At 34.2% G+C, this 12,713-nt stretch carries 9 protein-coding genes; 5 read left to right on the top strand and 4 right to left on the bottom strand.

Annotation, left to right across the window (positions count from 1 at the left end):
* The first annotated feature begins 36 nt into the window (after positions 1 to 36).
* Together mscL and ACFSJT_RS06280 are read left to right on the top strand one after the other, a co-directional pair.
* Entirely contained in the window at positions 37 to 450 is a 414-nt protein-coding gene (gene mscL, locus ACFSJT_RS06285; RefSeq protein WP_378319367.1) for a large-conductance mechanosensitive channel protein MscL, read from the top strand.
* Between the two features lie 274 nt (positions 451 to 724).
* The gene (locus ACFSJT_RS06280) at positions 725 to 1,732 is read left to right on the top strand and encodes an aspartate-semialdehyde dehydrogenase (protein ID WP_378319366.1); all 1,008 of its coding nucleotides are present in this window, start codon (positions 725 to 727) and stop codon (positions 1,730 to 1,732) included.
* A 102-nt stretch (positions 1,733 to 1,834) separates the two neighbouring features.
* Here ACFSJT_RS06280 and ACFSJT_RS06275 read toward each other — a convergent pair whose 3' ends face one another.
* Positions 1,835 to 4,384 carry a M14 family zinc carboxypeptidase gene (locus ACFSJT_RS06275; RefSeq protein WP_378319365.1) on the bottom strand — a complete coding sequence of 850 codons (2,550 nt, stop codon included), beginning with the start codon at positions 4,382 to 4,384 and terminating at the stop codon, positions 1,835 to 1,837.
* Between the two features lie 711 nt (positions 4,385 to 5,095).
* On the opposite strand from ACFSJT_RS06275, the gene ACFSJT_RS06270 reads away from it, so the two are divergent.
* The 3 genes from ACFSJT_RS06270 to ACFSJT_RS06260 all read left to right on the top strand — a co-directional run bounded on the left by ACFSJT_RS06270 (position 5,096) and on the right by ACFSJT_RS06260 (position 8,976).
* Positions 5,096 to 7,264, top strand: a complete 2,169-nt coding sequence (locus tag ACFSJT_RS06270) for a prolyl oligopeptidase family serine peptidase (RefSeq protein ID WP_378319364.1) — start codon at positions 5,096 to 5,098, stop codon at positions 7,262 to 7,264.
* A gap of 94 nt (positions 7,265 to 7,358) precedes the next feature.
* Positions 7,359 to 7,910: a DUF6515 family protein gene (locus tag ACFSJT_RS06265; RefSeq protein WP_378319363.1), complete on the top strand. Its 552-nt coding sequence runs from the start codon at positions 7,359 to 7,361 to the stop codon at positions 7,908 to 7,910.
* Between the two features lie 97 nt (positions 7,911 to 8,007).
* A complete protein-coding gene (locus ACFSJT_RS06260) occupies positions 8,008 to 8,976 on the top strand; it encodes an ABC transporter ATP-binding protein (protein ID WP_378319362.1) in 969 nt (322 codons plus the stop codon).
* Here the strand turns inward: ACFSJT_RS06260 and ACFSJT_RS06255 are convergent.
* From ACFSJT_RS06255 to ACFSJT_RS06245, 3 genes are all read right to left on the bottom strand, one after another.
* A complete protein-coding gene (locus tag ACFSJT_RS06255; RefSeq protein ID WP_378319548.1) occupies positions 8,973 to 9,731 on the bottom strand; it encodes a UDP-2,3-diacylglucosamine diphosphatase in 759 nt (252 codons plus the stop codon). The two genes, ACFSJT_RS06260 and ACFSJT_RS06255, sit on opposite strands and share 4 nt — an antisense overlap.
* A gap of 54 nt (positions 9,732 to 9,785) precedes the next feature.
* On the bottom strand, positions 9,786 to 10,238 hold the full coding sequence (locus ACFSJT_RS06250) for a 6-pyruvoyl trahydropterin synthase family protein (RefSeq protein WP_378319361.1): 453 nt from the start codon (positions 10,236 to 10,238) through the stop codon (positions 9,786 to 9,788).
* Positions 10,239 to 10,322: 84 nt separating this feature from the next.
* A complete protein-coding gene (locus ACFSJT_RS06245) occupies positions 10,323 to 11,843 on the bottom strand; it encodes a serine hydrolase (RefSeq protein ID WP_378319360.1) in 1,521 nt (506 codons plus the stop codon).
* Positions 11,844 to 12,713: the final 870 nt, after the last annotated feature.

Here is a 12,713-nt window from a genome sequence, read left to right as displayed (position 1 = left end):
TTAGTCCTATTATTAATTATCTAAATCAATAATAGTATGGGATTATTTAAAGATTTTAAGTCCTTTCTAATGAAGGGAGATATAGTTAACTTGGCAACTGCTGTAATCGTAGGTGGGGCATTTGGTAAAATTGTAACGTCATTTACCAACGATGTTTTAATGCCTCCTATTGGCTTATTATTAGGAAAAGTAAATTTTACCGATCTTAAATTTCAACTCACAGAAGCTTCAGTGAACGAAGCAGGAGAAGCCATTGCACCAGTAACGATTAACTATGGATCTTTTGTACAAACAGTCATTGATTTTATAATTATTGGATTCTGTATTTTTATGGTACTAAAAGCGTATGAAAGATCACAGAAAAAAAAGGAAGAAGCTCCTGCAGCACCTACTGGTCCTTCACAAGTAGAACTATTAGCAGAAATAAGAGATTTACTTAAAAAACAATAATTTTAAAAGTGGATTATCTATAGCTACCGCTATACTACATATTCTAATTAAACCGTTCATATTTGGACGGTTCTTTTTTGTACAAAAAGTTAAATATTTAACAATTTATACAAATATCTATATTTTTTATATAAACACTTGCCGTATTGGAAATATTCCTCACATTTGCTGGAATTTAAAAGAGTTTATACGATTTTTGTATACACAAAATATGATCAAAATATAAGCATTAAGATTTCTGCTTCGCGGAAACGAAAACTATTATAGATTATTTATGAAAGTAGCTGTTGTAGGTGCTACCGGGTTGGTAGGAACCGTAATGTTAAAGGTATTAGAGGAAAGAAATTTTCCGGTTACAGAACTTATACCTGTAGCCTCTGAAAGATCTGTAGGTAAGAAGATCTCCTATAAAGGAAATGAATATACTATAGTTGGACTTGCTACAGCCGTAGAAATGAAACCAGATGTTGCTTTATTTTCTGCTGGAGGAAGCACCTCTCAAGAATGGGCCCCAAAATTTGCTGAAGCCGATATAACAGTTATTGATAATTCGTCGGCATGGAGAATGGATCCAACCAAAAAACTGGTGGTTCCCGAAATAAACGCCAAAGCACTCACCAAAGAAGACAAAATCATTGCAAATCCCAATTGTTCTACCATACAGATGGTATTAGCATTGAGCCCTTTGCACGATAAATATAAAATCAAACGTGTAGTTGTTTCTACCTACCAATCTATAACCGGTACCGGGATAAAAGCCGTCCAACAATTAGAAAATGAATATGCCGGTGAGAAAGGGGAAATGGCTTATCCTTATCCAATTCATCGAAATGCCATACCACATTGTGATGTTTTCCAAGAAAATGGATATACAAAAGAAGAGATGAAATTGGTAAATGAAACTCAAAAAATTCTTGATGATCGCACGATTGCAGTTACAGCAACTGCAATTAGAATACCTGTTGTTGGTGGTCATAGCGAAAGTGTGAATCTTGAATTTGAAAACGAATTTAATGAGGGAGATGTAAGAGCTCTTTTAAATGAAACACCTGGAATTACAATACAAGACAATCCAGATACCAATACATATCCAATGCCAATATATGCTGAAGGGAAGAATGATGTTTTTGTAGGCAGAATTCGTAGAGATTATTCTAGAGAAAATGCGCTTAATATGTGGATTGTTGCAGATAACCTTCGTAAAGGCGCTGCAACTAATGCTGTGCAAATAGGAGAATATCTATTTGAAAATAACCTCATAGGCCAGACTAAGAAACTTTAAAAGACTTTTTTGTAAAATTTAGCGTAGTCGAGAAGTAATAGATGTTGTATCTCAATATATTTCGACTACGCTCATTTAGATTTGTTTTTATTTATCTAAGCATTATTCCTTCTCTACATTAGGCACATTAATATGATTCCCTAAAAAAAGTGCATTTAAAAATAGTCTATTCGTTCCATACCACGACCCTCTAAAATTAGGATTGTCGGCAAACATAATCACGCGCCCACCGCCCAGTTTACTTACAATTAAGGAAGCTGAAGGTTTTAAATAGTTATCATAGTTATCGGTAGATATATATCCGTCGATATGAGCATTTTTAGTATATTTAGCCACAGTAGCATACGGGTTCTCACTTGGCGCAATAAATACTTCGTTATTCTTATATACGGGGACACACGTATCACGATATCCAAAGCCTAATGGATGTGTGATATCAAGATCAACTTCAAAAATAGCCCCTCCTAAACGTTCTCGACCTATATTTTCTGCTGCATCCACATATCGCAGTCTCTCCACTTTTTTATTCTTGGTAGTGTCTTTTTCTTTTTCAGTAAGTTTTTCTTTCACAATCTTCTTTTCAATGGCCCATTTTGAAGCCCTGGATAGTGTGACCAGCGTATTTCCCTGTGAAACCCAATTTTTTATTTTTTTCTGAACTAAAGAATCTAATACACTATATCTTCCGGAGACCATTACCAAGGTGTTATAATCATTTAAAGAGATATTATCAAAGTCGCTTATCTTCAATTTGATAATAGGCATACGAACTCTTGTATCTAACAAATGCCAAACCTCTCCTGCTTCATAAGAGCTTACACCATCGCCTACCAACATTAATGCTTTAGGAATGTCCAATTTCTGAAAATTTCTACTTCCCAAATCAATACCAGAGGTACTAAATCCCGTATTAGTAGCGTAAATGGGCACATCATAAGTATCTTGTGCCTCTTTTACAATTGCATAAACTTCATCATTAGTTTTTTTCTGTCTACTAACGGGAATCATTATACTTCCATAATTAAAGCTCTTATTTCCTGTTGGTGTGTTTATACTGAAGGGTTTAAATGCAGAAGCAACCTTCAACCCTTTTGATTGCATAAAATACAAAGCTGCCGGAGCATTATAGTCGTCCCAATCTAGGATATAAGCATAGTCAGATTTTAAAACTTTAGACACATTGACCAATTTATCAGTTGATGTAATTTCTTCTCCTAGATTAGATGACCTTATACCCTTGTATTTCATGTTATAAAAATTAGCAACACTCCAAGCCGAAGCGTCATAAAATACACTGTCACGATACTTATTATAAGTTTCAAAAAATGTTTTTACCATTCGTTTTTGAAGTTGTTTTACTGGTACCACAAATCGATCTCCTTTTTTATAAACTTTAATTTTATGAAGTAATAACTTATCAATAAAAGCTTTGTTTCGGTTATGGTCATACTTGTCACCAAATTCGTAAGCTGTATAACCCTTTTTGGCTGTTGTATTAACTGCAGATTTAAAAAAATCCTGCTGGTATTTGCGAAGGTTTTTTTTATTTTCAACCGCAGCTTTTATAGTGGCAATACTGGATATATATTGATTACGGATGGTGAAGGGAAAAGATATGGTGCCATACTCGGTATCTTGTAAATGACCTCGCGAGCTAGCCTGTTCAAACAATAACGCCAAAGCCCCCTGCAAATCGGGATACGATGATCCATACCCCGGATAAGTTCCATCAAAAGCCTCTTTGGTAAAATAAAATGATCCTATATTATCAAGTGCTTTAGAAAAATAAGGAGCAAACAAATTATTTAAATCTTCGTAATTTTCTTTTGGCATAATGGGATCCTGCGATCCAATCGGTTTCATGGGTTCAAAAAAATAGGTGCTGTTGGTTCCCATTTCATGAAAATCAGTCACCACATTTGGGTACCATTCGTGATACCAAGTTAATTTACCGCGACTCTCAGGATTAATACCCAGCAACCAGTCACGGTTAAGGTCAAACCAATAGTGATTGGTACGACCGCGGGGCCATCCCTCATTATGTTCTATATCGAAATTGTCACTCACTAGTGGGTTTCCTTTAAATTGATTTGCCCACTGTGTATGTCTATCCCGTCCATCAGGATTGATTGTGGGATCGATAAATATAATGGCATTTTTGATATAGTTCTGTACTTCTTGGCTATCAGAAGCCACCAGTGTATATGCCGTTAACATGGCGGCTTCAGAACTTGATGGTTCGTTGCCATGAACGTTATACCCTAATTGAATGAAAATAGGTACTGAATCATAATTCGTGGGCGTTACAGAAGGGTTCGTAAAAGCTAAATGTTCCTGTTTTATTATCGACAGATTGTTTAGATTTTCTGGATCAGAAACAGAAAGCATTACCAGTTTTCTATGCTCATGAGTCTTACCATAACTAGTGATCGTAGCTCTTTCAGAAACTTCAGCAAGTTTTTCGAGATATGCTACAATTTGATCATGCCGTGTGTGTTGTTGACCTATGGGATATCCCAAAAACTCTTCGGGTGAAGGAACTTCTGAATTAAAAGGAGCCTTGTCCTTAAAAAAATATTCTTGCCCTGGTAACGAAAGAACAGAAAGAGTACAAATTAGAAAAGTGAATTGTAAAGAAGTAGAGATCTTCATAATTAAAATAGTATGAGTTAACATGTTTACTAATGCGAAAGGTATTTTTTTAAGTTTGGTTTTCCTTGACCTTTGTAAGGTTTTTAACATTTTCTACTCTAGCCAAATCATTTAATCACAAAAAATTAGAAATAATAAATACCTTAATTTTAGTTCTAAAGATAGTATTGAGCATGCTGTTATTATAGCCTTTAGGAGTAATAAATGTATTAGATTTTTGCCCGTTACTAAGTTTCTAAATCCAGATACTGAAGTGCTATTTGCTTAATTAGCCTGAAACTACGTTATGAAAAAAGTAGGGCCAGTTGAGGTACTAGTTGAACTTTTACTGGTTATTAATACCGCGAACACTTTTCTTAGCCCTTATTAGCTCTTACAACGATAAGTATTGTTATATTTCACTACACTTTGGATACCACATCGATAGGGCCTGCTTCTTTTGTCTTTCTTTTAACTGCTTTCTTAATCTTTAAGTATTGGGATAATTGTAAAACACTTTTCTAAAATCAAAAAATTTCGTTTCTTACAGAAAATTCTGACTGCTCTTAGGTAATTATCCTACAACTGGGTTGCTAAACCCCAAAGCAACACAGAAGAAAACCCCATTTTTTCTTCATTGGATATTATACGGAGCAGTCTTTTTTATACTTTCTTTAGCATTTAGAGTTCCATCTTTTAATAGATTTGTGAAATATTTTAATGAATTTTACTATGAAAAAAGCATTCTTTGGGTTATGCATACCGTTCTTACTGATAGCCTGCAAAAATGAAACTAAAGAACAAACCAATAAAACCAATATCGCATTGAACTATTTAGAAACTAAAAAAGTTGATACTATTGATACTTATTTTGGTACAGAAGTAAAAGATCCCTATCGTTGGTTAGAAGATGATCGAAGTGAGGAAACAGAGCAATGGGTGACAGCTCAAAACAAAACTACATTTGGATATTTAGATAATATTCCCTTTAGAAAAGACTTAAAAAAACGTTTGACCGATTTATGGAATTACGAAAAAGTTGGACCTCCATTTAAAGAAGGAGACTATACTTATTTTTATAAGAATGACGGACTTCAAAATCAATACGTACTCTATCGGTTTAAAAATGTAGGTGATGAATCCGAGATTTTTTTAGATCCGAATACCTTTAGTGAAGATGGTACCACATCATTAGGAAATGTAAGTTTTTCAAAAAATGGTAAGCTTGTGGCTTATTCTATCTCAGAAGGTGGCAGCGATTGGAGAAAGGTAATCGTAAAAAATGCCGAAACAAAAAAGATTATCGAAGACACGCTGGTAGATATCAAGTTTTCCGGAATGTCCTGGAAAGGAAACGAAGGTTTTTATTACTCCAGCTATGATAAGCCCGAAGGAAGTGAACTTTCTGCCAAAACTGATCAACATAAAGTTTATTATCACAAGTTAGAAACACCTCAGACAGATGATATTTTAGTTTTTGGAGGAACCGCAGAAGAAAAACATAGATACATTGGTGGAAACGTTACCGAGGATGATAGATATTTGATCATATCTGCAAGCACGTCTACCTCTGGAAACAAGTTGTTTATAAAAGATCTTACCAAACCCAATAGCAAACTTATTACGATTTTAGATCATACCGATAGTGATACATATATCATAGAAAATGTAGGCTCTAAATTATATTTGGTGACTAATTTAAATGCTCCAAATCAAAAGATTGTAACTGTAGATGCAGCCAATCCTGCTCCAGAAAATTGGAAAGATTTTATTCCTGAAACAGACTATGTACTAAGCCCTGGAACGGGTGGAGGATACTTCTTTGCTGAATATATGGTTGATGCCGTATCCAAAGTTCTACAATATGATTATGATGGTAAGTTAATTCGTGAAGTAAAACTACCAGGTGTGGGAAGCGCAAATGGTTTTGGAACGAAGAAGGAAGAAAAAGAATTATATTATTCATTTACTAATTATAAGACACCAAGTAGTATTTATAAATATAATATCGCTGAAGGTACATCAGAGTTATATAAAAAACCCAAAATCGATTTCAATTCAGATAATTATGAAAGTAAGCAAGTATTTTATACCTCAAAAGATGGGACAAAAATACCTATGATCATAACACACAAGAAAGGTATCGAACTTAATGGAAAAAATCCAACCATATTGTATGGATATGGTGGTTTTAATATAAGTCTAACGCCTTCTTTTAGTATTGCAAATGCCGTATGGATGGAACAAGGAGGAATTTATGCTGTCCCCAACCTAAGAGGTGGAGGTGAATATGGAAAAAAATGGCATATTGCCGGTACCAAAATGCAAAAACAAAATGTTTTTGACGATTTTATCGCTGCAGCCGAGTATTTGATAGAAAATAAATATACGTCTAGTGATCACTTAGCGATTAGAGGAGGTTCTAATGGGGGTTTATTAGTTGGAGCGACAATGACGCAAAGACCCGATCTAATAAAGGTTGCTTTGCCTGCCGTTGGTGTGTTGGATATGTTACGCTATCATACCTTTACCGCAGGAGCAGGCTGGGCATATGACTATGGTACAGCAGAAGAAAGTGCAGAAATGTTCAAATATCTAAAAGGATACTCTCCTGTACATAATGTAAAAGAAGGAGTACAATATCCTGCAACCTTGATAACCACAGGAGACCATGATGACAGAGTGGTGCCTGCACATTCGTTTAAGTTTGCTGCAGCATTACAAGCGAAACAATCTGGTGATAATCCAACCTTGATCAGAATCGAAACCAATGCAGGTCACGGCGCTGGTACACCAGTAAGTAAAACCATTGAGCAATATGCAGATATTTTTGGCTTTACACTCTTTAACATGGGATACGAGGTGTTACCTGAAAAAGTTGCTGATGAAGTAAAGGGATAATATATTCTTTCGGAAAATTGAGAAAATAAATTAAACCAAATAGTAAAACCGCAGTCTAAACGTCTAAATAGTAAATAAATTTAAAGACTAACTTATGAAAAACGTTAAATACGTTCTGGGAATCTTTTTAATGATATTTATGTTTAGCGGGTACCAAGTAGAGGCTCAGGTAAGAAGACCATTAACAAAGAAAGTCTATGTAAGAAAAAAGACAAAGCGGAAAATCCGAAAAAAACGAAGAAGAGTCAGAAGAAGGACTCTTGCCAGTTTGCCGGCTGGAACGCGAGCCTTAGTACATAGAAACGTTTCTTACTATCCGATTGGAGGACTGTACTATATATCATCACGAGGTAATTACATTCGTGCTTTTCCTCCCAGAGGCTTTAGAATTCGTATGTTGCCTAGAACTGCAATTCGATTAATGGTAAGAGGAATCGCTTATCATTATGCTGATGGGGTGTTTTATCAACAAGTGGGTGAAGAATATGAGATAACAACTCCACCATTAGGAGCTGTTGTTCCAGAAATTCCAAAGGATGCATTAGAATTTGATCTGGACGGATTAACAACTTATGAATTGAATGAGGCGCTCTATAGAGCCATAGAAGATGGTTTTGAAGTAATCGATTATATTGAAGATGAATAATCCTTCATAAAAAGTTTTGAATAAAAAAGTCCGTTTTCTTAAAAAGAGACGGATTTTTTTATTCAAAAACCTCATCAAAGTTCTATATATTTGGGTAATGCTTACTGTAGACAATATTTCCTTTGCTTATGATACGAAACCCGTTCTAAAAAACGTCAGTTTTACTATTGAAAAAGGGCAACACATTGCTTTAATAGGAGCCAGTGGTTGTGGTAAAAGCACCCTGCTTAAAATTATTTATGGACTTTTACATATCGAAGAGGGAGCGTTGTTTTGGGAGGATAGAAAACTACTGGGTCCTTCTCACAATCTAGTGCCGGGAGAAGAAAATATGAAATACCTCTCGCAGGGTTTTGAACTTCAATCTTATCGAACCGTAGCCGAAAACATTGGACAATATCTTTCCAATTTCGAACCAGAATTAAAACAAGGTCGTGTACAGGAATTACTCGAAATAGTCGAAATGATGAATTTTGCTGATACTAAGGTTGAGCATTTAAGTGGAGGACAAAAACAAAGAGTTGCTCTTGCCAAGGTACTTGCAAAAAAGCCAGAATTATTATTGCTAGACGAACCGTTTCATAATATAGACAACTTCAGAAGAAGTTCTTTACGCCGTAACCTTTTTAAATATCTTAAACGAAACAAAATTACCAGTATCACTGCCACACATGACAAAACAGATATTCTTTCTTTTGCCGATGAGACCATAGTGATCAAACAAGGAGAAATAGTCACTAAACAGAAGACCGAAGTTCTTTATCAGAACCCTCAGGATTATTACATTGCTTCTCTTTTTGGTGAAGTAAACCATATCAATCTTTCTATATTAGGGCATGAAAGTGATCAAGAGATTCTTGTCTATCCCCACGAAATAAAAGTTGAATCAACTTCACCTATAAAAGCAAGGGTAAAAAATTCATATTTTAACGGAAGTCATTACTTGATTGAAGCTGTATTTAACAATTCGATCATCTTTTTTGATCATGATAGCCAGTTAACTGCACCAGAAGTAGTAAGTCTATCAATTTCAGATGAAATCATTCAAAAAAGAATTCATAGTTAGCCAGCATATTTCTCAAGACTCATCTTTTTGCCATCAAACACCGCGTAGGTATAATGAACAATCCAATCTCCTAGGTTGGTATACCTCGATGTCTCATTTAGCTCAATTTCCATGGGCAAATGTCTATGGCCAAACACAAAATGATCCCAGTGTTTATCTTTTAGTTTTCTTTTGCAGTACTGCACCAACCATTCATCATCCTCTCCTAGAAACGTAACGTCTTCATCACCAGAAATGAGTTTGTTCTTAACCGAAAGATACTGTGCTAACTTTACTCCCAGATCAGGATGCAACCACCGATACAACCACTTTGCTAACGGATTGGTAAACACCTTCTTCATCCTTTTATAACCTTTATCTCCAGGACCAAGTCCATCTCCATGTCCAATAAAAAAAGTAGTGCCGTTGAAAGCAAATTCTTGTGGTTTATGATATACAGGAATATTTAACTCTTCTTCAAAATATCCATTCATCCAAAGATCATGATTTCCCACAAAATAATATATAGGAATGCCTGAATCTGTGATTTCAGCTAACTTCCCTAAGGTTCTGGTGAATCCTTTGGGTACAACAGTTTTATACTCGAACCAAAAATCAAAGAGATCGCCTAATAAAAATATAGCTGCGGCATCTTTTTTAACCTCATCCAACCATCTTACAAATTTTTGTTCTCTGGGGAAACTCTGTTCTGAAGTTGGAGCCCCTAAATGGTTGTCACTTGCAAAATATACTTTTTTCCCTTCAGGAAGGTTCATAGTGTTCATTTGAAATGTAAATATAAGAAAAGCTACTCAAGACCACAGACCACATTATACGTTGTCACTCGCATACCACTCGGCATAAGAGGTTTCGGTCTCCTGAAGCTTTAAAGAATGTAGTTTAATATTTTCTGGCAATCTTGATTTGATCTTCTTTGCAAAATCAATTACCATATTTTCGCTGGTAGGTTGATAATCTACCAAAATCACATTATGCCCTCTGTTTTCTAATTCTTTCGCCAATTCTACATGAGGTGTATTTTTATTAAATACGGTTGCGTGATCAAAGACATCTTCTATATCTTCTTTTACAATCTTTTTAAGGTCGCCAAAATCGATCACCATACCAAGTTTTACGTGCGAAGTATCGATTATGGGTTTTCCTATAACTGTTACACTAAGTTTATAACTGTGTCCATGTACATTACGACATTTACCGTCATAACCATATAAGGCATGCCCTGTTTCAAAAGAAAATTGTTTGGTGATACGAATCTTACTCATCCTTTACTTTGTGATTTTTTGCAAAGTTACGGAAAGATTATCGTCTCTTTCTTTAAGTCTTACAAATAATGATCTGCTATGCTATCATTTAACTTCTTGTAGCTCATTAATTCTATTGATCATCATCAACGCATTCTCATTTTGTGGATTTAACTTCAAAGATTTCTTATAGTTTATCATCGATAATTCATAGTTTTTATTTTCAAAATATGCTTCACCTAAGCTATCATACGGATTCGATGCTTCGGGAAATTCTTCAACTAATAAAGTAAAAATCTTAATAGCTTCCTTTATTTTACCTTGTCGAAGGAATTTATATCCCAGTCGATTCAATTCATTCTCATCTGAAAAATTATATGTATCTATATTTTCTGCCTTTAATTGATAATAATATTGTATACCTGCATCAATATCTTCATAACATTTGGCAGAAATGGCTCTCATAATTGACTTTTTCCCAAATGGTTTTAAATCATCTAATAATCCATCAACTACTTCTCGTAAAACAGAAGATGCTTTTGCGCCACCAGAATTAGTACTTGCCGCAATTCCTAAGTCATATTCGGGATATACAAAGAAATAGGTATTCATCCCAAAGGACCCTCCGTGATGATGATAATAAATTCCTTCATCATTTTCGTCAATTCTCCAAAAATATCCTATCCATTCTGTTGGATCTTCTTGATACAATTTTTTATGAGATTCGTTTACCGCTGGGTCATTGGATTCTAGTTGAAATTTCATATATTTTACTAAATCGGGCATGGTTGATTTTAATCCTCCGTCGGCACCCCATAAGGTATTTCCTAAAGGTAAATGGGGCATCAAATTATCCTGGTCGTCATATCCATTTACCAATACACTGCTTTCTTCTTCGCTAAGATTCATTTTAGTATTTATCATCCCTGCTTTGTCTAAGACGATTTCATTTAATAAAGATATAAAGGGTTTTTCGTATACTGTTTCTAGAATGTGTGCCATTAGATTTGCTCCAACATTAGAGTATCTATATTTGGTTCCTGGAATCGTATCTAGGGTTATTTTTTGCAGATAATTATAGAATTTCTCTTTAGTTAATTTTTTTTCAATTTCATTGAATTTAATAAACAAACTATCATCTCGATTTTTAAACAACTCATCAACTCCCTCATTGTTTGAGGGCAAACGCGAGGTATGCGTAAGGACGTGCTTTATTAAAATGGGATGACCGTTATACTCTAAATTTTTATATTTCCTTTTTAAGTATTTACGAATATCGTCATCCAAATTGAGCTTACTATCTAACACCGCTTGAGCAGCCACAGTACCGGTAAGTGTTTTTGTTACCGAAGCAATTTCATATAAGGTTGCATTAGTAGGAAGATTTCCTTTTCCCGGATCCATTTCTCCATAGTGAGCTATAGATTCTTTTCCATTTTTATAAATTCCAATAGAAATAGATGTCACCGAAGAATCTTTTAGGAATGGAGCTACATTTGCATCCATTACAATTTTGATCGAATCGATTTCTTTATTCTGTGAGGTTTCCTTTTGTATTTCGCTGTCTATATTCTTACAACCTACAGCAACAATTATGGTAATTAAACTGAAAAATTTGATATTCATACAATTTGTTTTTTAATTTAAGCTTTATGATATGACGCAGTATCGGATATGGTGTTACTATTTTAAAATTATTCTCTGTATGTATTGAGAGCCTCTTTGGTACCCAATTTTATAGCTGGTTCTAGTAAAAACTCCAATCAATGAAAGGTACTTTTTCAATATTCTTTTTCTTGATCATCGCAATATAGTAACAACATTGGCAAAACCAACGAAGAAAGACTTACTCTTTTTAGCACTTGAAGTAAATATTAATTTCATTAAACGGAAGTTCACTCGCAAAAAATGATTTGCCTGAGACTTCAAAATGATTATACGAACTAAGTTATTAACAGATAAATAGTCAACAATTGCATTCGTCAAACAATCTAATAGTTCTAATAGAAAAGAATTGCTGGAAGGATACTAAAATTCTAAGTTAGTAGAGTCATTATAGAAGATTTTTTAACATAAAAACAATTAATTTCTAATTAAAACGTCGTTTTTTAAACACATTTGTACACAATTATGTTTATTTCATGTTAAAAACTAATAATAAGTGTACACAATTATGTATTTATTGAACGATTTACATGACTTATCTTTAAAATCATGTTAGAACAATTCTTTGAAAAAAACAGCTTAAAAATAGGGGTGCTTTTGATGATTCTTTATACTCTATTTATCTTGTGTATAATACTATTGAAGAAATAGGTTATTTTTCCAATACAATGCCATATTTCTTTTAGTAGGCTCTTAAAAATGATTAATCGTTCTTTCAATAATTTAAAGAATACATAGGGATACGAATTTCAAAATTAACTTATGCCCTGTAAATTTGAACTATGGTAAGAAAATACTTCGGAAAATATCGATTAGAGATTTTGATGACAT

The sequence above is a fragment of the Aquimarina celericrescens genome (assembly GCF_042682765.1).
Taxonomy (GTDB): domain Bacteria; phylum Bacteroidota; class Bacteroidia; order Flavobacteriales; family Flavobacteriaceae; genus Aquimarina; species Aquimarina celericrescens.
The sequence above is the reverse complement of the archived record's forward strand: the minus strand, read 5'-3'. Positions and strand labels throughout refer to the sequence as shown.

Coding starts and splice junctions, on each gene's coding strand:
- ACFSJT_RS06255 (WP_378319548.1), bottom strand. CDS start 9,731: ATGAACCTTCCTGAAGGGAAAAAAGTATATTTTGCAAGTGACAACCAT.
- ACFSJT_RS06260 (WP_378319362.1), top strand. CDS start 8,008: ATGCTTACTGTAGACAATATTTCCTTTGCTTATGATACGAAACCCGTT.
- mscL (WP_378319367.1), top strand. CDS start 37: ATGGGATTATTTAAAGATTTTAAGTCCTTTCTAATGAAGGGAGATATA.
- ACFSJT_RS06270 (WP_378319364.1), top strand. CDS start 5,096: ATGAAAAAAGCATTCTTTGGGTTATGCATACCGTTCTTACTGATAGCC.
- ACFSJT_RS06275 (WP_378319365.1), bottom strand. CDS start 4,384: ATGAAGATCTCTACTTCTTTACAATTCACTTTTCTAATTTGTACTCTT.
- ACFSJT_RS06265 (WP_378319363.1), top strand. CDS start 7,359: ATGAAAAACGTTAAATACGTTCTGGGAATCTTTTTAATGATATTTATG.
- ACFSJT_RS06280 (WP_378319366.1), top strand. CDS start 725: ATGAAAGTAGCTGTTGTAGGTGCTACCGGGTTGGTAGGAACCGTAATG.
- ACFSJT_RS06245 (WP_378319360.1), bottom strand. CDS start 11,843: ATGAATATCAAATTTTTCAGTTTAATTACCATAATTGTTGCTGTAGGT.
- ACFSJT_RS06250 (WP_378319361.1), bottom strand. CDS start 10,238: ATGAGTAAGATTCGTATCACCAAACAATTTTCTTTTGAAACAGGGCAT.